The 20,472-nt window shown below is 68.6% G+C and carries 17 protein-coding genes; 7 read left to right on the forward strand and 10 right to left on the reverse strand.

All coding sequences use genetic code 11. The features are described 5' to 3' along the window. Positions 1 to 27: 27 nt before the first annotated feature. Positions 28 to 912 (reverse strand): LysR substrate-binding domain-containing protein, encoded by an 885-nt coding sequence (locus GGQ54_RS16305; RefSeq protein WP_179446301.1) that lies wholly within the window; start codon positions 910 to 912, stop codon positions 28 to 30. Positions 913 to 993: 81 nt separating this feature from the next. Between GGQ54_RS16305 and GGQ54_RS16310 the strand changes: the two genes are divergently transcribed. After that, a complete protein-coding gene (locus GGQ54_RS16310) occupies positions 994 to 2,235 on the forward strand; it encodes an MFS transporter (RefSeq protein ID WP_179446302.1) in 1,242 nt (413 codons plus the stop codon). A gap of 3 nt (positions 2,236 to 2,238) precedes the next feature. Here the strand turns inward: GGQ54_RS16310 and GGQ54_RS16315 are convergent, their stop codons facing one another. Continuing rightward, positions 2,239 to 2,946 carry a dienelactone hydrolase family protein gene (locus GGQ54_RS16315; RefSeq protein WP_179446303.1) on the reverse strand — a complete coding sequence of 236 codons (708 nt, stop codon included), beginning with the start codon at positions 2,944 to 2,946 and terminating at the stop codon, positions 2,239 to 2,241. Between the two features lie 44 nt (positions 2,947 to 2,990). Here GGQ54_RS16315 and GGQ54_RS16320 point away from each other — a divergent pair, with 44 nt between their 5' ends. After that, positions 2,991 to 3,374: a VOC family protein gene (locus tag GGQ54_RS16320; RefSeq protein WP_179446304.1), complete on the forward strand. Its 384-nt coding sequence runs from the start codon at positions 2,991 to 2,993 to the stop codon at positions 3,372 to 3,374. Between the two features lie 28 nt (positions 3,375 to 3,402). Here the strand turns inward: GGQ54_RS16320 and GGQ54_RS16325 are convergent, their stop codons facing one another. Continuing rightward, positions 3,403 to 4,350 (reverse strand): hypothetical protein, encoded by a 948-nt coding sequence (locus GGQ54_RS16325; RefSeq protein WP_179446305.1) that lies wholly within the window; start codon positions 4,348 to 4,350, stop codon positions 3,403 to 3,405. Between the two features lie 10 nt (positions 4,351 to 4,360). Beyond that, on the reverse strand, positions 4,361 to 5,107 hold the full coding sequence (locus tag GGQ54_RS16330; RefSeq protein WP_179446306.1) for a VOC family protein: 747 nt from the start codon (positions 5,105 to 5,107) through the stop codon (positions 4,361 to 4,363). A gap of 57 nt (positions 5,108 to 5,164) precedes the next feature. Between GGQ54_RS16330 and GGQ54_RS16335 the strand changes: the two genes are divergently transcribed. Then, positions 5,165 to 5,653 (forward strand): SRPBCC family protein, encoded by a 489-nt coding sequence (locus tag GGQ54_RS16335; protein ID WP_179446307.1) that lies wholly within the window; start codon positions 5,165 to 5,167, stop codon positions 5,651 to 5,653. Positions 5,654 to 6,493: 840 nt separating this feature from the next. Further along, a complete protein-coding gene (locus GGQ54_RS16340) occupies positions 6,494 to 8,434 on the forward strand; it encodes an ATP-dependent nuclease (RefSeq protein WP_179446308.1) in 1,941 nt (646 codons plus the stop codon). A 723-nt stretch (positions 8,435 to 9,157) separates the two neighbouring features. Here the strand turns inward: GGQ54_RS16340 and fdhA are convergent. Genes fdhA through GGQ54_RS16370 form a run of 6 tightly spaced genes read right to left on the reverse strand, consistent with a single transcriptional unit; the run spans position 9,158 to position 17,427 of the window. Next, positions 9,158 to 10,372, reverse strand: coding sequence for a formaldehyde dehydrogenase, glutathione-independent (gene fdhA, locus GGQ54_RS16345; RefSeq protein ID WP_179446309.1), 1,215 nt, complete (start codon positions 10,370 to 10,372; stop codon positions 9,158 to 9,160). Positions 10,373 to 10,424: 52 nt separating this feature from the next. Continuing rightward, positions 10,425 to 12,812: an ATP-binding cassette domain-containing protein gene (locus GGQ54_RS16350; protein WP_179446310.1), complete on the reverse strand. Its 2,388-nt coding sequence runs from the start codon at positions 12,810 to 12,812 to the stop codon at positions 10,425 to 10,427. A 34-nt stretch (positions 12,813 to 12,846) separates the two neighbouring features. Next, on the reverse strand, positions 12,847 to 14,295 hold the full coding sequence (locus GGQ54_RS16355; RefSeq protein WP_343046005.1) for a sulfatase family protein: 1,449 nt from the start codon (positions 14,293 to 14,295) through the stop codon (positions 12,847 to 12,849). After that, complete coding sequence (locus GGQ54_RS16360) at positions 14,292 to 15,122, reverse strand: carbohydrate ABC transporter permease (RefSeq protein WP_179446311.1); 831 nt, start codon at positions 15,120 to 15,122, stop codon at positions 14,292 to 14,294. Before GGQ54_RS16360 ends, GGQ54_RS16355 begins: the two co-directional genes overlap by 4 nt. After that, positions 15,119 to 16,045 (reverse strand): carbohydrate ABC transporter permease, encoded by a 927-nt coding sequence (locus GGQ54_RS16365; protein WP_343046006.1) that lies wholly within the window; start codon positions 16,043 to 16,045, stop codon positions 15,119 to 15,121. Before GGQ54_RS16365 ends, GGQ54_RS16360 begins: the two co-directional genes overlap by 4 nt. A gap of 8 nt (positions 16,046 to 16,053) precedes the next feature. Then, positions 16,054 to 17,427, reverse strand: coding sequence for an ABC transporter substrate-binding protein (locus GGQ54_RS16370; protein WP_179446313.1), 1,374 nt, complete (start codon positions 17,425 to 17,427; stop codon positions 16,054 to 16,056). Positions 17,428 to 17,532: 105 nt separating this feature from the next. Here GGQ54_RS16370 and GGQ54_RS16375 point away from each other — a divergent pair, with 105 nt between their 5' ends. From GGQ54_RS16375 to GGQ54_RS16385, 3 genes are all read left to right on the forward strand, one after another. Further along, positions 17,533 to 18,309 (forward strand): GntR family transcriptional regulator, encoded by a 777-nt coding sequence (locus GGQ54_RS16375; RefSeq protein WP_218843912.1) that lies wholly within the window; start codon positions 17,533 to 17,535, stop codon positions 18,307 to 18,309. 95 nt (positions 18,310 to 18,404) lie between these two features. Beyond that, entirely contained in the window at positions 18,405 to 19,565 is a 1,161-nt protein-coding gene (locus GGQ54_RS16380) for a Gfo/Idh/MocA family protein (RefSeq protein ID WP_179446314.1), read from the forward strand. Further along, positions 19,562 to 20,470, forward strand: coding sequence for a sugar phosphate isomerase/epimerase family protein (locus GGQ54_RS16385; RefSeq protein WP_179446315.1), 909 nt, complete (start codon positions 19,562 to 19,564; stop codon positions 20,468 to 20,470). The genes GGQ54_RS16380 and GGQ54_RS16385 overlap by 4 nt, the downstream gene beginning before the upstream one ends. The last annotated feature ends 2 nt before the right edge of the window (positions 20,471 to 20,472 follow it).

Here is a 20,472-nt window from a genome sequence, read left to right on the forward strand (position 1 = left end):
GGCCCGCCCGACGGAGGTCGGACGGCGTCAGGTCCGCACGGCCACCCGCTGCGCCAGGCGGAGGAATCCGGCCAGCGCGCCGCCCCGTTCCGGCTCCCCGTGCCAGGCCAGCCGCAGATCGACCCGCAGTGGTTTGGCGAACGGCAACGCAGTGATCCCGGGATGGTCATCCGGTACGCGGATGCGGTCGAGTACGCCGAAGCCGCGCCCCTCGGCCACGGCGTCGAAGGTGCTGGCGTTGTCGGCCTCGAGGATGATCGGCCGGCGGGAGCGGTCGCGGACATGGGTGACGATCCGGTCGTAGAAATCCGGTCCCAGTTCCCGCGGCCAGATCACCAGCGCCTGGCCCGCGAGGTCGGCGATGCCGATCGGCCCGCCGCGCCGCGCCGCGGGATGTCGGTCCGAGACGACGGCGACCAGCTCGCTGCGCGCGAGGCGCATCGTGCGTACCCCCGGATGACGCGGATGGCCGCGGACCACGGCCACGTCGAAGGTGCCGATGGTGAGCTGGGTGAGATTCCAGGCCGTCCAGCCGGTCGAGGTGTGCACGGCCACGGTCGGGTACGCGTCCTGGAACCGGGAGACCAGATCGGTGATCAGGGGGTCCGTGCTCGACCTGGTTCGCGCCAGGCGAAGAGTGTCGGTCCGGCCCTGCGCGGCGGCGCGGACATCCTCCCAGAGCCGCGCGTGGGCACCCAGCAGCTCCTGCCCTCCCGTGCGCAGCCGCTCGCCGGCGGCGGTCAGCGTCGGCGAGCGATTCGTTCGGTCGATCAAGGTGGCCCCGAGCTCGGATTCCAGCTTCTTGATCTGCTGGGAGAGAGCGGGCTGACTGATGTGCACGCGTTCGGCCGCGCGGCCGAAATGCAGTTCGTCGGCCAGCGCGAGAAAGTACTCGAGTCGTTCCAGTCCCACGTACCGATGATAAGCGAGACTTATCGATGGCGAAGAACCCGGTCTTGGACCGGACGGGGTCCCGGGGGTCACCATGGGAGTGTGACGACCACTACGCAGACGACGAGGACGGTTCCCGTGCAGACGCCCTGGCGTCAGCACGGGCTGTTGTATCTGGTGTTCTTCCTGATCGGTGCCCAGATGTTCGTCGTTTCGCCGATGCTGGCCGATGTCAGCACAGACCTCGGGGAGCCGCCGTCCGCGGCGGCGATGATCATCACCGCCTACGTGTTGGGGTACGCCCTGGTCAGCCCGGTCCTTGGCGCGCTGGCCGACAACCGTTCCCGGCGCCGGGTGATCCTGTTGGGGGGAACGATCTTCGGAATCGCCGACCTGGTCTGCGCGCTGGGCCCGTCCCTGCCGATCATCGTCGTCGCGCACGGTGTCACCGGCGTCGGAGGGGCGCTGGCGGGCCCGGCGATCTGGGCGTACTTCGGCGAGACGGCGGCACCGCACCAGGTCGGCCGGGCGATCGGCCGCGGCACCGCCGCGTTTGCCTCCGGCCAGATCCTGGGCGTGCCTCTCGGCACCTTCGTGGCCGGCGCGGCGAGCTGGCGCTGGTCCTTCGCCGCGCTCGGGGCGTGCATGCTCGCAACCATGCTGCTGCTCGCGTTCCGGCTGCGCGATCCTGACCGCCCCAGGCCCGCGGAGCGCTCCGCGACGCAGGCGTTGCGTGCCTCGGCGGCGTTGTGGCGGCGCCCGGAGTTCGTGTTGATCATCGTCATGACGACGCTGGCGCAGGCCTCCCGGATGGGTGCGTACTCGTTCGTGGGGCTGCTGTTCGGCCGGCGATTCGGGCTGGGTGTGACCCAACTGGGGTTGGTCGGTGCCGTGGCGGGGGTCGGCGCCCTGCTGGGCTCGTTCGTGGCGGGCCCCCTGGTGGACCGTTGGCGGCGGTCGGGCTGGTCGATCGCCTCGATCAGCGTCGGGGCGGGGACGGTCCTGGCCGTGGCGATGGGCGTGGCCCTCACCGCGAGCCACGTGCAGGTGGCACTGGCAGGACTCGTGGTCTGGTTCGCGGCCGGCGGGACGCTCTTCGGGGCGACCCAGGCGCAGCTTGCCACCCGGTTCCCCCGGCAGCGGGGCAGCGTCGTGTCCTGGAACAACTCGGCCTCCAATCTCGGCGTCGCGGTGGGTACCACCGTCCTCGGGGCCTTCGTCCCGGGTGTCGCCGGCTTCGTGATCATGGCCTGCGGGCTGGCAGCGGCGTCGACGCTCGCCGCGGCCGCGCTCTGGCGAGCGCAGGCCCGGGGTGGGCGCGGGCGGACCCGCGAGGCAGGGTGAGGCTCAGCGTGCGGGCAACCGGTCGGCGAGAAAGCGCAGCGTCGCCTGCCACGCGCGGGCCGATGCCTCGGGGTGGTGCCAGGGGGCCACGTCGTTGTCGAAGGCGTGGTCGGCGCCGGGGTGGGTGATCCACTCGGCCTCGGTGTTGGCGGTGACGGCGTCGCGTACCCGGGCCTGGGCGTCGGCATCGATGAAGGAGTCTGCGTCGCCGAAGTGGTGCAGGCTGGGTGCGGTGACCCGGGGGGCCAGCTCCAGCAGTCCGGGCAATCCCGAGCCGTAGTAGCTGACCAGCGCGTCCGGCTCCGCCTGCGCGGCAATGGCGAAGGCGAGCCCGCCGCCGAAGCAGAAGCCGACCAGGCCGACCGCGGTCCCGTGCTCGCGGGCGTACGCCACGGCGGCCACTCCGTCCGCGGTCGCCGCGGCGAAGTCGAGTTGCTGGGCCAGCCCCATCGCCTGCTGCAGGGCGTTCTCGTCGGTCTCGGCGATCTCCGGTGCGTCGCCGGTGGGGGAGAGGCGCCAGTAGAAGTGGGGGGCCAGGACGGCGTACCCGGCGTCGGCGAGATCGCGGCAGCGACGCCGGATGTAGTCGGTGACGCCGAAGATCTCCTGGCAGACCACGATCACGGGCACGGATCCGTCGGTCGGCCCGAACCACTCGGCAGGCATCGGTCCGTCCGGGGTGGGAACTTCGACCCGCTCGCTGTCGATCATGTCCGAAGTCTGACACGCGGTGCCGCGCGGCATACGGTCGGACCATGAGCTGCCGGCTTTCCGAACTGGTGTTGAACTGCAACGATCCCGCCCGACTGGCGGACTTCTGGTGCGCGGTCCTCGGCTATGTGGTGCTGGACCGCGACGGCGAGGACATCGAGATCGGCCCGGAATCGGGCTTCGGTGGGTTGGCGCCGACGATCATTCTGGCGAAGGTCGCGGACGCGGGGCAGGCGAGGAACCCGCTGCGGCTGCACTTCGACGTGAACCCGGTCGACCGTGATCAGGAGGCCGAGCTGGAACGGCTGCTGACGCTGGGCGCCCGGCCGGCCGATGTCGGTCAGACCGGGGAGGAGGAGTGGCACGTGCTGGCCGATCCGGAGGGCAACGAGTTCTGCCTCCTGCGCCGCCGGATCGCCGACCTGTAGTCCGATCCGCCGGCGTTGGTACGCCCGCTCAGCGGTTCAGCTCCTCGAGCAGGCCGATCACCACCGCCTCCGATTGGGCACGCGTCGCATCGTTGTTCCATTCGGTGATCGTGACCGTGTCGGCGACCCGGAGCTTCACGCCCCAGGGCGGCATGAACTCGACGTCCTGCTCCGGCGCCACCGGCCGGGCGAGCAGGTCGCGCAGGAATCGGGCCGCCGTGCTGCGCAGCAGGGGATCGTCGGCGCCCCCGATCCGTTCGGACCTTGGAGACAGTTGCCAGCTCACCCGGTTGTCGAGGAAGCCGAGCCTGATGCTGCGCATGATGCCGATCATCGGGGTGGCAAGGGAGGTGAAGGGGATCGGGTAGATGCGCTGGTCGGGGAACACGACGACATCGACCCAGGTGAACGTGCCTGCGGAATCGCTCGCGGTGAGCCCGCGGCCGACCCGGACCCGGCCGACCGGCGCCAGCAGGGCACGATCGTCCATCCGTTCCCAGGAGGAGCGGACGCCGTACCGATCGAGTTGGACGGAGCTGGCCCCGCGATCAAGCTCCTCGTAGGCGGTCTCGACCGTGGGTCCGACCAGCTCGCCCGGCGCAGCCAGGTCCATCTCCCAGCTGAACTCGTGACCGTCGAGCGATGTGGTGAGCCGGCCCTCGGTGATGTACGGCGGAAACTGGTGGGCCTCGAGCGCGGCGCGGAAGGCCCGGGCGACCCGTGTCAGTTCGGCGAGATCGAGATCGGGGCGAACGGTGACATTGCCGACGATCCGCGCGCGGGGAGAGCGGCGGGGGATGTGCACCCTCGCCTCGGACGAGGTGACGCCGTCGATCTCGGCGAGTGCCGTGCCGAGCCGCGAGGCGGTCGCCTCGGCCTCCGGCGCCGGTTTGGCCTCGCCGCAGCCGGCCAGCCCGGCGGCGAGAGCTGTGGCGACGGGCAGCAGCGCGACGAGCGTGCGCCGGGGCAGCGACATGGCGCCAGTGTCACACCGGGCGGGGTCGCCGCTCCGATGTCCACGACCGCGGGGCGGCAACCGTGAACTCGTTGCCATCGGGGTCACTCATCGCGGTCGAATCGGCCCGGTCGTCGGTGGGGGAGACCAGGGCGGCGCCGAGGGCGGTCAGCTGATCGACCTCGTCGCGTACGGATGTCTCGGTGATCAACTCGTAGCGCCAACGGTTGCGCCCGTCGCGCTCCATCAGCGGCGGGCCGCCCCAACTGATCTTGGTCCCGCCGGCAGGGGACTGGATCGCCGTTTCCTCGCCCTCGTCCCAGACCAGCGGCCAGCCGAGGGCGGCGGCCCAGAACTCCCCGACCGCGCGGGTGCCGTCGCAGGCGAGCGCGCCGATGCGGTCGGTCCGCGCGAGGAAGGTGTTCCAGTGCGGGGTTACGCAGAACTCGTTGCCCTCGGGGTCGGCCAGCACATCGTGCACGGCGTCGGGGCCCTGTCCGAAGTCGATCAAGGTCGCGCCGAGCCCGAGCGCCCGGGTCACCGTCTGTTTCTGGTCATCGAGCGAGGTGCTGGTCAGATCGAAGTGGGCCCAGTTGGGAACGCGCTTGGCGCGTGCGGTGGGTTCGAACCGGATGGCCAGCTCGCGGTCGTCACGGGCCGGCAGAGTCAGCCGGGCGGCGTCGCTGATCAGGTCGCGTCGGAGCAGGGCGGCCCAGAACCTTGCGAGCAGCGCGGGGTCGTTGGCGTCGATGATCACGGCGAGGCGGGTGCGGGCCACGAGCCGAGGGTACGCCCGTGCCCGCGTGCCGGGTAGCCTGCCAGCAATGAGGTGGCGATGAGGTGGCAGGCCCGGGAAGATCGAACGTGGCTCGGCGGCGAGGTGGCGATGCGGATGTCCGCCACGCCGGATCGCGTGTGGGCGCTGGTCAGTGACGTGACACGGATCGGCGAGTTCTCCCCGGAGACGTTCGAGGCGCGCTGGACTCGCGGCTCGACCGGCCCGGCGGTCGGCGCGACCTTCAGTGGGCACGTGCGCCGCAACGGGATCGGGCCGACCTACTGGACGCCGTGCACCGTGATCAGGTGCGAACCATTGCGGGTCTTCGAGTTTTCGGTCGGCACCGAGCGGGTCACCGTGAACAACTGGGGCTACCGGATCGAACCCGACGGCGACGACGGCTCCGTCGTCACCGAGTACTTCCGGCTGGAGCCGACGGTGGCCGTCCGTGCGTACTGGCTGTTGTTCGGGCGGGCACGACGGCGGACCAACGAGCGGGGGATGAGGCAGACGCTCGAACGCATGAGCGCGGTCCTGGAGCGGTAGCCGGAACCGGCCCGGCGGTCGTTACTGGACAGCCTGCGTATCAAGTTCCGGACGTGTCAAGATTGCGTATGCGGGAACGAAGCCGACATCGACCTCGGCTGAGGCCCGATGTGTGGTTGTTGCGCGGCTGACTGCCCGGACGTGCATGGCGAGGGCGGCAAGACCTGGCGCAGGGGCTACTGGGTTAGCCCCGTGCCCTGGCGGCTCGGTTGGGAACTTCACGTGGACGGTGTCGGCGTCACCCAGCGCGCCGAACTCGCAGACGCCGAGGAGACCACTCGCGACTTCCTGACCTCGATGGGTCGCAACGACGCCTCGACCACACGGATCCATGTTCTTCAACCGGTAGAGACGTCTGCGAACAGCTAATCGAAAGGTCATTCGTTGTGAGCTTGCGTGATCCGGCGGAAGGTACGGCCACAAGGCTGCCGACGGGAGATGAGTCACGGTCACTGCGTACGGACGGGGCCAAGAACCCGTTGAGTCAGGCTCGGCTGTGATGGCCGTGGTCGGAGGTGATGCTTCGTGAGTGGAAGGAGATCCGGCGACGCCGTCGACCAGAGGCGGCCGGCCCGAGAACAGGACGTAAAGAGCGATGTAGCGTCCCGGCCGCGGCCGGAGCGCGCATTGGGCCACGCGGCGTGCTGACGTCCGCGCGGGCTCTGGCGGGGCGATGTGAGTGCGCCGACCGCCGCAATCGCGTGCCATGACGACACCCCATTCCTGGTGCCCGGGAAGCGTGGTTGCAGCGGCATAGGGTCAGTCCACGCTTCGTCGTCGGACTGTCACCGCTCCGTGCGAGGCTTACAGCACGAGAGCAGCCTTCCCGAAGGAGCATCCATGCGTCTGACCCGGGCACGCATCACCAACTTCAAGTCCGTCCTGGACTCCGAATGGTTCACGTTCGATGACCTCACCTGCCTGGTCGGCAAGAACGAGAGCGGTAAGACCGCGCTGCTGGAGGCGCTGGAGAAGCTGAACTCGGTCCGGCCCGAGCGGGCTGACTTGTCCGAGACGAGCTATCCGCGGATGAACTGGTCCGAATATGAGGAGTCCGAAGACGTCGACGTGGCGTTGACGACGGAGTGGGAGCTCGACGACGACGAGTATGCCGAGGTCATGGCCATGGCCGGCTCCGCTGAGGCGGTCACCTCCCGCAAGGTCGTCGTTGCGAAGAACTACGACAACAAGCTCACCTGGACCGTCCCAGTGGACCTGGCGGAGGCGGTCAGCCACGCCGTCGAGAACTCCGGACTGTCCGAGCAGGAGAAGCAGGAGCTGTCGGAAGCAGGCGACACGGCCGAGCTGCTGGCCACGCTCAAGAATGTCGGGGAGCCGTCGCCGCAGCAGGAGGCCTTGCTCAAAGAGCTCACCGAACGCTGGCCGAAGGGCGGCGTCCAGTCCACCGTTCGTGGCTATCTCGAAGATCGGCTGCCGAAGTTCGTCTACTACGACCAATACGATCGACTGCCGGGCAGGGTGTCGCTGGACCAGCTGCTCGCCGCGAAGGCGAACGGCACGCTTGAGCAGCTGACGGGATCGCAGGTATTCCTCGCGCTGCTGTCGATGGTCGGCTCGACGCCGGAGGCGATCAACCAGATCGCGACCTCCGAGGAGCTCATCAGCAAGCTCGAGGGCGTGCAGACGCGCCTGTCGAAAAAGATCTTCAAGTACTGGTCGCAGAACCGGCACCTGAAGGTCCGGTTCCGGTTCGACCAGGCCAGCCCTGGTGACCCAGCGCCGTTCAACAGCGGCAAGGTTTTCCAGACCCGCATCGAGAACACCCGGCACGAGGCGACGATCCGGCTCGACGAGCGCAGCACCGGATTTATCTGGTTCTTCTCCTTCCTGGTGTGGTTCTCTGAGGTGCAGAAGCAGCACGGCGACAACCTCGTGGTGCTGCTGGACGAGCCCGGCCTGACCCTGCACGCACGCGCGCAGGAGGACCTGCTGCGATACATCCGCGAGGAGCTCCTGCCCAGGTACCAGGTCGTCTACACCACCCACTCGCCGTTCATGGTCGACGCCGCCAACCTGCTCAGCTGCCGCACCGTCGAGGACGCTACCGGGCCGAACGAGGAGGTCCTCGGGACCAAGGTCGGCGACCAGGTCCTGTCCACGGACGGGGACACCCTGTTCCCGCTGCAGGCGGCCCTGGGCTACGACCTGACGCAGACGCTGTTCGTCGGGGAGCACTGCCTTCTCGTGGAGGGGCCCTCGGACCTGCTGTACATCCAATGGGCCTGCGATCAGCTGCGCCAGCAGGGCCGAACCCCGCTCGACTCGCGCTGGACGGTCACCCCGTGCGGCGGCATCACCAAGGTCCCAAGCTTCCTGGCGCTCTTCGGCGGCAGCAAGCTGCACGTCGCGGTTCTGACCGACCACGGTGCCGGCGACAAGAAAAAGGTCCGCGACCTACGCGAGTCGGACCTTCTGCGGGACGGGCACGTCTTCAGCGCCGACATGTTCGCTGAAGGAGGCCCCGGCGAGGCCGACGTGGAGGACATCATCGGCCGCGACGGCTACCTCCAACTGGTCAAGGCGACCTACGGCCTCACCGTGAAGCAGACGCTTCCGAAGAAGGCACCGGCCGACGCGCCAGGACGTGTCACGGTCGAGGTCGAGGACCACTTCCGGACACTGCCGGGCGCCGTGGACGAGTACGGGCACTTCGGCCCGTCGCGCTACCTCATCGAGCATCCGGACGTGCTGGGCACGCACGCCGCGGACGCGCTCGACCGTTTCGAATCACTGTTCAAGGCGCTCAACGCGCTGCTGTGACAGGCCCGCCAATGTCACGCAGCATCATGACCGGGAGCCCCGTCCATCGACGCGACGTCACGGGGAAGCAATGCGTCGTCCGGCGTAGCGAGCCCACGGCTCGGCGGCTTTGTTGGCGTGGAGGAAGGCGACCTGGTGGCTGTAGCCGAGTGTGTCGGCGACGAGCGAGGGTGGGCACTCGAGCACGAGTTCACCGATTGCTCGATTTCGTGCGCTCAACGCAGGTCATCGGCGTGTCGTTACCAAGGCGCCGGCAGTCTCACTCGCCAGCGTCTGGGCTATCGCAGTCCTGCTCCGTCATTCGAGAGCAGCTGTTTGCGCAGGTTAGGACCTTAGTGGCCGCTGACGCCGGGGTAGTGGCATGCAGCGAGCCAGATGATTCATCTGATGCACTACGCACACTATCGTAATGTCATAATGTGGCTTATCGGACCAGCATCGTGGTCGCGGTGATAAGGGTTCGGTAAGAGGCTGACCATGCGGTTGCGTCGTACCGAACTGGTCGGCAGCGTGGGCGCCAGCGACGATCAAGCTACGGAAGCGCCTGTGAGGTGAAAGCGATGTCAGTCGGGATATGGTCACTGCTTTGGGTGTGGGCAGCCATGATTGTGGGGCTCATCGCGGTGGTGCTCGCTGGTGGGCTGATCTTGCTGGCCCGGCGGCACCGACCTCGTCGGCCCGATTGAGTGCCCTTCGGCGGGCAGAGTCCACGCAGCGGGTGTGTCAGGCGACCATGCCGTGCGGATCGATCACATACTTGCGCGCGACGCCCTGATCGAAGCTGGCATAGCCTTCCGGGGCCTCGTCCAGCGTGATCACGGTCGCGTTCACCGCCTTCCCGATGTCGGCCTTGTCGCTCAAGATCATGTTCATCAGCTTCCGGTTGTACTGCTTCACCGGGCACTGGCCGGTCACGAAGTAGTTCGACTTGGACCAGCCGAGGCCCAACCGCACGCCGAGCGTTCCTTCCTTGGCGGCGTCGTCGACGGCACCGGGGTCGCCGGTGACGTAGAGGCCGGGAATGCCGATCCCTGCGCCCGCCCGCGCGATGGTCATCGCGTCGTTGAGCACAGTCGCGGGCGCCTCCGCGGCGCCCTCGCCGTGGCCGCGCGCCTCGAATCCGACCGCGTCCACGGCCGCGTCCACGACCGGCTCGCCGACGATGTCGGCCACCTTGTCGCCCAACTCCCCTTCGCTGGTCAGGTCGATCCCGACACAGCCGAACGATTCGGCCTGGCGCAGCCGCTCGGGATTCATGTCACCGACCATCACCACCGACGCGCCGAGCAACTGCGCGGCGTACGCGGCGGCCAGCCCGACGGGCCCGGCGCCGGCGACATAGACCGTCGAGCCCGTCGTCGTGCCGGCGGTGATCGCGCCGTGATAGCCGGTCGGGAAGATGTCGGACAGCATCGTCAGGTCCAAGATCTTCTCCAGGGCCTGATCGCGGTCGGGGAACTTCAGCAGGTTGAAGTCGGCGTACGGCACCATCACATAGTCCGCCTGCCCGCCGATCCAGCCGCCCATGTCCACGTAGCCGTACGCGGCACCGGGCCTTGCCGGATTGACGTTCAGGCAGATCCCGGTCTTGCCCTCGTTGCACAGCCGACACCGACCGCAGGCGATGTTGAACGGCGTCGAGACGATGTCGCCCTTCTTGACGAAGAGCACGTCCTCCCCGGTCTCGACGACCTCACCGGTGATCTCGTGCCCGAGCGTCTGCCCCACGGGCGCGGTGGTACGCCCGCGCACCATGTGTTGGTCGGAGCCGCAGATGTTGGTGGTGACCAGCTTGAGAATGACCGCGTGTGGGGCCTTCTGTGCGATACCGAAGTGACTCGCGACCTCCTCGGGGATCTCCAGCTTCGGGTAGTCGATCGACTCGACCGCCACCTTCCCGGGACCCTGGTACACGACGACGCGGTTGGAGTCAGCCATGACTCATCCTTTCCTCGGATGACTCCACAATGCGCCGACATCGACGCTCTGGCTACCCCTTGCCGGCGACTGCTCCATCCGCGACATACTCGGCCAGGTGCTGGCCGGTGAGCGTCGAGCCGTCGGCGACGAGCTGCGCCGGCGTACCCTCGAACACCACGCGGCCGCCGTCGTGGCCCGCGCCCGGGCCGATGTCGATGATCCAGTCCGCGTGCGCCATCACCGCCTGGTGGTGCTCGATCACGATCACCGACTTGCCCGAGTCCACCAGGCCGTCCAGCAGCTCCAGCAGTTGCTCGACATCGGCCAGGTGCAGGCCCGTCGTCGGCTCGTCGAGGATCAGCACGTCCCCGCCCTTCTCCCCCATCTGCGTCGCGAGCTTCAGTCGCTGGCGCTCGCCGCCGGACAGCGTGGTGAGCGGCTGCCCGAGGCTGAGATAGCCCAGCCCGACGGCCGCCAACCGTTCCAGGATCTTGTGTGCGGCAGGGGTACGCGCGTCGCCCTCGGCGAAGAATCGCTCCGCCTCCGCGACGGGCATCGCCAACACCTCGCTGATGTCAGAGCCGCCCAGCTTGTAGTCCAGCACCGCCGCCTGGAAGCGCTTGCCCCCGCATTCCTCGCAGGTCGTGGCCACGGTCTCCATGAAGCCCAGCTCGGTGTAGACGACGCCGGCGCCCTTGCACACCGGGCAGGCGCCCTCGGAGTTGGCGCTGAACAGGGCGGGCTTGACGCCGTTGGCCTTCGCGAAGGCCTTGCGGATCGGGTCGAGCAGGCCGGTGTAGGTGGCCGGGTTGCTGCGCCGCGAGCCCTTGATCGCGCCCTGGTCGATCGCGATCACGCCGTCGCGGTTGCCCAGCGATCCGTGGATCAGGGAGCTCTTGCCGGATCCGGCGACCCCGGTGATCACGCACAGCACACCGCGCGGTACGTCGACGTCGACGTCTTGCAGGTTGTGGGTCGTCGCGCCGCGGATCTCCAGCGCACCGGTCGACTCGCGCACCTCGTCCTTCACCCGCGCCCGGTCGTCCAGGTGCCGTCCGGTCAGGGTGTCGCTGGCCCGCAGGTCCTCGACCGTTCCCTCGAAGCAGATCGTGCCGCCGCCCGATCCGGCACCCGGGCCGAGGTCGACGACGTGATCGGCGACGGCGATCGCCTCCGGCTTGTGCTCCACCACGAGCACGGTGTTTCCCTTGTCCCGCAGGCGGATCAGCAGGTCGTTCATCCGCCGGATGTCGTGCGGGTGAAGCCCGATGGTCGGCTCGTCGAAGACATAGGTGATGTCGGTCAGCGAGGAACCGAGGTGCTTGATCATCTTCGTCCGCTGCGCCTCGCCGCCCGACAGCGAACCGGACGAACGATCCAGGCTCAGGTAGCCCAGCCCGATCTCCACGAACGAGTCCAGGCTGTCGCGCAGGGCCTTCAGCAGCGGCGCCACCGATGGGTCGTCGATCCGGCGTACCCACTCGGCGAGATCGCTGATCTGCATCGCGTTCGCGTCGGCGATGCTGACGCCGTCGATCTTGGACGAACGCGCCCCCTCGTTCAGTCGGGTGCCGGCGCACTCCGGGCAGACGTCGAAGGCGATGGCCCGGTCCACGAACGCTCGGATGTGCGGCTGCATCGCCTCGCGATCCTTGCTCAGCATCGACTTCTGGATCCGCGGGATCAGGCCTTCGTAGGTGACGTTGATGCCCTCGACCTTGATCTTGGTCGGCGGCTTGTGCAACAGATCGTTGAGCTGCTTCTTGGTGAACTTCTTGATCGGCTTGTCGGGATCGAAGAAGCCCGCGCCGCGGAAGATCCGGCCGTACCAGCCGTCCATGCTGTAGCCCGGGATCTTCAGCGCGCCATCGTTGAGCGAGAGCTCCTCGTCGTACAGCGCGGTGAGGTCGAAGTCGCTGACCCGGCCGGTGCCCTCGCAGCGCGGGCACATCCCGCCGGTGATCGAGAAGTCCCGGCGCTCCTTGACCTGCTCTCCCCCGCGCTCCGGCGTGACCGCGCCGGCGCCGCTGATCGACGCGACATTGAACGAGTACGCCTGGGGCGAGCCGATGTGTGGCTCGCCCAGCCGGCTGAACAGGATCCGCAACATGGTGCCGGTGTCCGTCACCGTGCCGACGGTCGACCGAGGATTGGCGCCCAGCCGCTCCTGATCGACGATGATCGCGGTGGTCAGGCCCTCCAGCAGGTCCACATCGGGCCGGTCCATCCGTGGCATGAAGCCCTGGACGAACGCGCTGTAGGTCTCGTTGATCATCCGCTGCGACTCGGCGGCGATGGTCGCGAAGACCAGTGAGCTCTTGCCCGACCCGGATACCCCGGTGAACACCGTGAGCCGCCGCTTGGGCAGTTCGACGCTGATGTCGCGCAGATTGTTCTCCCGGGCACCCCGTACCCGGATCGTGTCGTGGTTGTCGGCGATGTGCGGCGTGGTCGACATTGCTCTCCCGTCCCTGACTCGGCCGCGCTCGACTCTAGTCGACCGTCAACGGTCCCGGCGCTGGTTGCCGCGGGTGAGGTTCGTCGCCGACCGCGGCCTGGGCCTGCCACAGCTCGCGCTTCAACTGCTCGCGGATCTCGCCGTAGGCGGGGTCGTGGTACACGTTGTGCAGCTCGTCCGGGTCGTTCGCCAGGTCGTAGAGCTCCCATTCGGGCGGGTAGGTGTAGGGGCCGGAGCCCGGGACCCCCAGGCCGTCGTTGTAGAAGTAGATGATCTTGTAGCGTTCCGTGCGCAGGCCATAGTGCGCCAGGACGTGATGGTCGGAGGAGTCGTTCTCCCAGTACCGGTAGTACAGGCCGTCGCGGGCCGGCTCCGGCGTACCTGGCGCGAGATCGCGCCAGAAGCTTCTCCCCTGCATCCGCGGATCCGGCTGGACCCCGGCCGCCTCCAGCAGGGTCCGGGCGAAGTCGACATTGGCGACCATCTCGCCCGATTCGGTGCCCGCCGCGATCGCCCTGGGGTAGCTGATCAGGAACGGCATCCGCAGCGACTCCTCGTACATGAATCGCTTGTCGAACCAGCCGTGCTCGCCGATGAAGTAGCCCTGGTCGGAGGTGTAGATCACGATCGTGTCGTCGAACTGGTCGCGGTCGTCGAGCCAGTCGATCAGCCGGCCTACGTTGTCGTCGACGGATGCGATCACCGCCAGGTAGTCCTCCATGAACCGCTGGTACTTCCACGCCGCCAGATCGGAATAGCTCAGCCCCTCCGGCGGATCGATCTTGAGATCGTCGCGGCGCAGGTAGTCGGCGACCCGCATCGTCGCATGGTGGGCGGCAACGCTCCTGGTGTCGTAGTCGTCATCGAAGGTGTCCGGCAGCGGAATCGGGTCGGCATACATCCCGGCGTGCTTCGCGTCCGGCTCCCAGGGACTGTGCGGCGCCTTGTGATGAACGAGCAGGCACCACGGTTCGTCGGGAGCCTGGCTGTCGAGCCACCCGATGCCGAGATCGGTGATCACGTCGGTCACATATCCGGTCTCGGTGCGTTCGCCCGCCGCGGTGCGGAACCGCGGGTCGACGTACTCCCCCTGGCCGAGCAAGACGTCCCAGTAGTCGAAGCCCTGTGGGTCATGCGCCTCGCCGTGCCCCAGATGCCACTTGCCGACGAGCCCGGTGCGATATCCGTCCTCCTTCAGCCGGGAGACGAAGGTCGGCTGCGACGCGTCCATCGGTATCGCGAGCGTCAGCACCCCGTTCACGTGGCTGTAGGTGCCGGTCAGGATGCTCGCCCGGCTCGGGGCGCAGATGGCGTTGGTGCAGAAGCAGGAGTCCAACCGGGCACCCCGGCGAGCGATCTCGTCGATCCGGGGAGTGGCATTCACCACCGATCCGTACGCCCCGATCGCGCGAGCGGCATGATCGTCGCTCATGATCAACAAGATGTTCGGTCGGGTACGCATCAGGGCCCTCTCCGTGGTCACTCCTTCACTGCACCCGACAGCATGCCCGAGATGAATCGGCGCTGCAGGAACACGTAGACCACGAGCACGGGCAGGGCGACGAGAACGGCGGCGGCGGCGGTGACGCCCGGATCGCCGGTCCGGATGTTGCCGGCGAAGAACGACAGGGCCAGCGGCGCGGTCTGCACCGCCTGGTTCGTCGGCACCATGACCAGCGCCAGGAGGAACTCGTTCCAACTGAACAAGAAGATCAACGTGGCGAGCGTCCCGACGGCGGGACTGACCACGGGAAGCAGAACGTGGCGCAGTCCCTGCAGGCGGCTCGCACCGTCCAGGGCGGCGGACTCGGAGAGGCTGGGTGGGATGTCGGCGAACGCCGTGCGCATCCAGAAGGTGCCGAAGGCGAGTTGCAGACCGAGTTGCGGGAGGATCAGGGCGAGATAGCTGTTGGTCAGCCCCAGGCCGCGCAGTTGGTAGTAAAGAGGCACGATCATCGCCTCGACCGGCATCACCAGACCCAGCAACAACAGGCCCATGATCAGCCGCCCGAACGGCACCCGCATCATCGCCAACGGGTACGCCGCGAGCGCCGACAGCACGACCGTGCCGCAGACGACCACCGCCGAGACGATGGCCGAGGACACCAGCGCCTGATCGAAGTGGCCACCGGTCCATGCCCGCGCGAAGTTGTCGAGGGTGAAGCTGCTGGGCAGCGACATGCCGGTCGGCCGGCGGCCGGGCTCGCTGACGGCGAGCGCCAGGATCGAGAAGAACGGGTACAGCGCGACGATCGAGGCGAGGATCAACAAGGCATGGGTGATGCCGACTGCGGCGGGACGTTCCTTCATGATCGTCGCTCCCTCAGCGTCCACAGCACGATCCCGGTGACGGCCAGGATCAGGATGGTCAGCAGCACGCTGATCGCCGCGGCATAGCCGACCTCGCGGGTGAGGAACGCGCCCTGGTAGATGTACACCGACGGAACCGCCGTGGACGATCCCGGACCGCCGGCGGTGGTGTTCCAGACGATGTCGAAATTGCGCAGGGCGAAGGTGACGGTGAGCACGAGCGCGACCTGGATCTCCCCGCGCAGGGCGGGCAGGGTGACGGTCAGGAATTCGCGGACCGCACCGGCGCCGTCGAGCCGCGCCGACTCGTAGAGTTCCCGAGGAATCTTCTGCGCACCCGCCAGGAACAAGACCATGCACAATCCGTAGGTCATCCAGGCGCCGATCATGCCGACCGAGGGCAGCGCGAGGTCGAAGTCGCCCAGCCAGGCCCGGGTGAGTCCGCCCAGGCCGATCGCCCGCAGGCCGGCATTGAGCGGCCCGTCGATGTCGTAGATCCAGCGCCATGCGACCGCGATCACCACGGTGGCGAGGATCTGCGGAAGGAAGAGCACGGCGCGGAAGAAGGTCAGCCCATACACCCGCACCCGCGAAAGGAGTCCGGTGAGGACCAGCCCGATGGCCGTCGGCAACAGCGCGTAGAAGCCGATGAACGCGAACGAATGGCCCAGGGCCCCGGTGATCCGCCGGTCACCGAACGCGCGCAGGTAGTTGTCGGGGCCCGCCCAGCGCCCGGCCGTCAGCCCGTTCCAGTCGAACAGGCTGAGCCACGCCGTCTGGGCGATCGGCCAGAGCACGAAGATCGCATAGACGATCAGCCCCGGCGCCAGGAACCAGTACGCCGAGAAGTCACCCAGACTCCGCCGCCGCCGGCGGCCGGGCCTCCCGGCCGCCGGGGCAGACCTCGGTGCCGGGTCAGTCACGATGCTGGTCATCTGCCGGTGGCGCGCTGTTCCTGGAAGTCGGTCCAGTCGGCCTGCACCGCATTGACGTACTCCTGTGGCGTGATCCGGCCGGCCAGCAACTCCTGCAGTCGGGAGCCTGCCGTGTCGGCCATGGTCGGGGTCGCCCAGTCCACGAAGAAGGTCGCCCCGCCGCCGGCGCGGATCTCCCCCGCCGCGGTCATGGCATCGGCGAACAGTTGATTCGGCGCGGTGACGCCATCCGCGGCAACCGGAATGCGGTTCAGGTCCGCGAGCTGCTGGGCGAAGCTCGGATCGTTCAGCATGGCCACGAAGGCGACGGCCGCCGGCAGCTTCTGCGTACCCGCATTGATGTGCCAGCCCAGCCCCAGCGAGCCCGGCCCCGTCCGCTCGCCGCCGGCGCCGACCGGCGGCGCGACGAAGCCGAAGCCGTCGCCGCCTCCGACCTCGGCCAGCGCATTCGCATTCCACGATCCACCGATCAGGAACACGCCCTCCCCCGCCGAGAACTTCGCCACCGCGTCGTCGGGGCTGATGCCGTCATAGCCCTCGACGACGTAGCCCTGCTCGACCCACTGCCGCATGATGGATGCCGTCTCGAGATTCGCCGGGTTCGCATAGTTCTCCCCGCTTCCGGTGATCCAGGCGCGGGTCGCGTCGGGCGCCTGGAACGCCGACTGCACGACCGAGAAGACCTGGTTCGCCGGGTACTTGCTCGAGTTGCCGAGCATCAGCGGCACCTTGCCCGCGGCCTTGGCGGCAGCGAGCGCCTGCTGGAACTCCTCGAAGGTCTTGGGCGGGGTGGTGATGCCGAGCTTCTCCAGCTCGCTGCGGTTGTAGAAGACGCCGACGAACTCGTCGACCGGCGATACGCCGTAGAGGGCGCCCTCGCCGAACGCGGCGCCCCCCTCGGTCCAGCGGAACTGCTCCAGCGTGGCCGCGCCGAACTGTTCCTCCCAGCCGTAGGCCGCCGCCACATCATCGAGATTGCGGATCAGGCCGGCCTCGACGAGAGCGCCGTCGACGGCGTAGCCCTGGTTGCCCTGCACCACATCGGGCGCGCCTTCGCTGCTCACCACGTTGACGACCGTCTTCATCAGGTCGTCGAAGCCCTTCACGGTGATCCGGACGTCCACGTTCGGATAGCGCTCCTCGTAGAGCGGCTCGAGCGCCGCGAGGGTCCCCTCCTCACCGGAGTCGGCGAGGACATCGAGCGTGGTCTCGCCGAGCGCCGCGACCTCCTCGACGGTCACGGGCGCGGTGATCGCCGGGCCTCCCTCCTGCGGTGCGGACGGGCCGGAGGCGCCGGGCACGCAGGCGGACAGCAGCAGGGTGGCCCCACTGGCCACGATGAGTGCCGCGCGGGGCAGTCGGTGCTTCATTGCTCCTCCAGGGCTTACGGGTGTCAACTCTGACAAACCAATTAGACCAGATGATTCGCTCCTGCGCCATAGATGGCGCGAAGCGTTCATTGGTACGCTGCCCCCATGGCTCCCCGTGCACCGGCCCGAGCGGACGGCGGCTCCGAGGCGCGCGACCTGACGCGCGGCCGGCCGGCGGCCGAGGCGGTCTACCGCCAGCTCCTCGGTGATCTGAACCGCGGCGTCTACGGACCCGGCTCCCGGTTGCCGGCCGAGCGCGAGCTCGCCAACCGCCTCGAGACCTCGCGCTCGACGCTTCGCCTCGCCCTCAATCGGCTGGCCCGCGAGGAGCGCGTTGCCTCCACCGGGCAGCGTGGCTGGCACGTGTCCGGCGAGCGGATCGGTGAGCCGCCCAGCATCCTGCAGAGCTTCACCGAGATGGCGACGGCTCGCGGCCTCACCGCGCACTCGCGGATCCTCCTCCAGGAAATGCGACCGTGCAGCTACGACGAATCGCTCCGCCTCGGGGTCGCCCCCGCGACGCCGGTGGTCGAGATCCGGCGGCTCCGGTTCCTCGGCCCCTCCCCCGTGTGCGTCGATCGCAGCGTCGTGCACCTGACAGAGCCCGGTGCCCTGGCCGAGCTCGATCTTGTCGACCGGTCGCTGTATGCCGCGCTCGCGGACCTCGCCGGCGTCGAGATCACTCGCAGCTCCTACGCCGTGGAGGCCCGCGCGGCCGACGAGGAGCTGGCCGGACAGCTAGGGATCGATCTGGGCAGCCCGGTCCTCGTCGGGACCGAGACCGCCTATGACGACCGGGGTCGCCCGATCATCCTGGGCGAGGTGAAGTACCGCGGCGATGCGTACCGTTTCAAGGCCGATCTCTTCCGCCCGGTGAGCTGACGGCCCGTCCGGGCGCCAAGGATCGTGTGGCAGACCGTATGGACTAACTGGTATCTTCTCGGCGACGGGTTCGATCGACGACGACGGGACTGCCGATGACAGACGCTGCACGCCGCATCCGGATCGGGGTGATCGGTGCCGGGACCATCTCGCAATCGGTGCACTTCGCGAGCCTGCGACGCGCCGGATTCGAGGTGGCGGCGGTGTGTGATGCCTCCCCCAGCCGCGCCGCCGAGGTGGCTGCCCTGCTCGGCACGCGCGGGTTCACCGACCCCGCCGAGGTGTTGGGGTCCGACGTGGACGCCGTGCTGATCGCCACTCCCGGATCGCATGCCCAACTGGCCGCGGCGGCCATCCGGGCCGGGAAGCACGTGTTGGCCGAGAAGCCGCTTGCCTTCACTGTCGGTGAGGTCGACGAACTGGAACGGCTCGCAGCCGAGCAGCGGGTGGTCACCCAGGTCGGCTACATGAAGATGTTCGATCCCTTGGTGGAGACGGCGGCCGCGGAACTCGCCGAGTACCGCGACACGCGCCTGGTGCGGATCACCGTCTCCCACCCCGCCGATGATCCGCAGGTCTCACACCTGCGGATGGGCCCGGCTCCGCACGATGCCGACCCGGAAAGCATCCGCCCGTTCGTGGACTACGACTCGGCGCGGGCGCGGGAGGCGCTGCCCGGGGCCAGCGAGCCGCTGACCCGCTACTACGCCGACGTCCTGAACGGATCGATCATCCACGAGTTCAGCCTGTTGCGGGCGCTCGGCCTGCCCCTGCCGACGCGCTGGTCGGCCGAGCTGCTCGGTCCGCTCGGCGCCGCGGAGCCACCGTCGCTGCTCGCCCACGCCCGCGTCGGCGACACGGCGTACCTGCTGAACTGGAACTGGCTGCCCGATCACCCGGAGTACCACGAGGAGCTGGCGGTGCTGGCGGCCAACGGTCGGCTGGAGTTCAGCCTCGCCAAGCCGTACCTGCTGGAGGCTCGCAGCCGGCTGCGCAGCCAGCGTCACGAGGGCGAGCTGCGCCGGGACACGACCTACACCAGCGGCCACGAGACCGGATTCCTGCGCCAGCTCGACGCCTTTGCCGCGGCGATCCGCACGGATCGACCCAATGCCGCCGGCTTGGCCGGGGTCAAGACCGACATCCGGCAGTTGCAGCTCCTCGCCCGAGCCGTCGCGGAGAACCTCGGCGAGTCGATCCGAACCGAAGATGAGAGCCGAATCGAGGACGAGAGCCGAATCGAGGATGAGCGATGATCCGGCTGGCCAATGCCCCCGTCTCCTACGGCGTGTTCGGTGATCTTGATGTCGACGGCGTCGTGACCACCGCCGAGCTGCTGGACACCATGGCCCGCTCGGGCTACGCGGGATCCGAGCTCGGGCCACCCGGATTCTTCGGAGATCCCGACGGCGTCGCCCGGGTCTTCGCAGACGCGGGCCTGACCCCGGTCGGGGCCTACGTTCCGCTGCACACGCAGGATCCCGACGCACTGGAGCGCGACCTGGCCCGGATGGAGCAGACCTTCGCCGAGCTGGAGCGGACGAACCCGGACGGCCTGGCCATCCTCGCCGACGAGGGCTCGGACGATCTCCTGCGCCGGCCCCGCAAGGATCCCGCGCAGAGCCTTGCCGGCGACGACTGGGCCCGACTGGTCCGCGTCCTGTCCGATGCTGCGACGCGCGCCCGGGATCGCGGCCTGACGCCGAGCGTCCACCCGCACATCGCCACCTTCGTCGAGCTGCCCGACGAGGTCGACCGCCTGCTCGACGCCACGGACCTGTCGCTCACCTTCGACATCGGGCACCTGGTGCTCGCCGGCGGAGACGGCATCGCCTTGTACCGGCGCTGGCGCGAGCGGATCAACCACGTCCACATCAAGGATGTCCACATCGACGTGCTCGAGACCGCCCGCGCCGAGCGGCGTACCGATTTCGACGAGTGGTGGTCCGGTGTCTCGACGACCCTCGGGCGCGGAGACTCGCGGCTGGACGAGTTCGCCGAGGCGCTGCTGGACACCGGGTACGACGGCTGGGTGGTGGTCGAGCAGGACCGAGCGCCGTTGACCGCGGCGGACTACCCGGCGGTGGTGGCCGACCAGGCGGCGAATCTGCGTTGGCTGGAAGATCATCTCGGCCCCGCGCTGGCGCGGAAGGACCGGTGAGA

It is taken from the genome of Naumannella cuiyingiana (genome assembly GCF_013408305.1).
In the GTDB taxonomy this organism is placed as follows: domain Bacteria; phylum Actinomycetota; class Actinomycetes; order Propionibacteriales; family Propionibacteriaceae; genus Naumannella; species Naumannella cuiyingiana.

Bases quoted from the DNA above. Each gene is read 5' to 3' on its own strand.
- GGQ54_RS16315 (WP_179446303.1), bottom strand. From the start codon at position 2,946: ATGATCGACAGCGAGCGGGTCGAAGTTCCCACCCCGGACGGACCGATG.
- GGQ54_RS16320 (WP_179446304.1), top strand. From the start codon at position 2,991: ATGAGCTGCCGGCTTTCCGAACTGGTGTTGAACTGCAACGATCCCGCC.
- GGQ54_RS16325 (WP_179446305.1), bottom strand. From the start codon at position 4,350: ATGTCGCTGCCCCGGCGCACGCTCGTCGCGCTGCTGCCCGTCGCCACA.
- GGQ54_RS16335 (WP_179446307.1), top strand. From the start codon at position 5,165: ATGAGGTGGCAGGCCCGGGAAGATCGAACGTGGCTCGGCGGCGAGGTG.
- GGQ54_RS16340 (WP_179446308.1), top strand. From the start codon at position 6,494: ATGCGTCTGACCCGGGCACGCATCACCAACTTCAAGTCCGTCCTGGAC.
- fdhA (WP_179446309.1), bottom strand. From the start codon at position 10,372: ATGGCTGACTCCAACCGCGTCGTCGTGTACCAGGGTCCCGGGAAGGTG.
- GGQ54_RS16350 (WP_179446310.1), bottom strand. From the start codon at position 12,812: ATGTCGACCACGCCGCACATCGCCGACAACCACGACACGATCCGGGTA.
- GGQ54_RS16360 (WP_179446311.1), bottom strand. From the start codon at position 15,122: ATGAAGGAACGTCCCGCCGCAGTCGGCATCACCCATGCCTTGTTGATC.
- GGQ54_RS16370 (WP_179446313.1), bottom strand. From the start codon at position 17,427: ATGAAGCACCGACTGCCCCGCGCGGCACTCATCGTGGCCAGTGGGGCC.
- GGQ54_RS16375 (WP_218843912.1), top strand. From the start codon at position 17,533: ATGGCTCCCCGTGCACCGGCCCGAGCGGACGGCGGCTCCGAGGCGCGC.
- GGQ54_RS16380 (WP_179446314.1), top strand. From the start codon at position 18,405: ATGACAGACGCTGCACGCCGCATCCGGATCGGGGTGATCGGTGCCGGG.
- GGQ54_RS16385 (WP_179446315.1), top strand. From the start codon at position 19,562: ATGATCCGGCTGGCCAATGCCCCCGTCTCCTACGGCGTGTTCGGTGAT.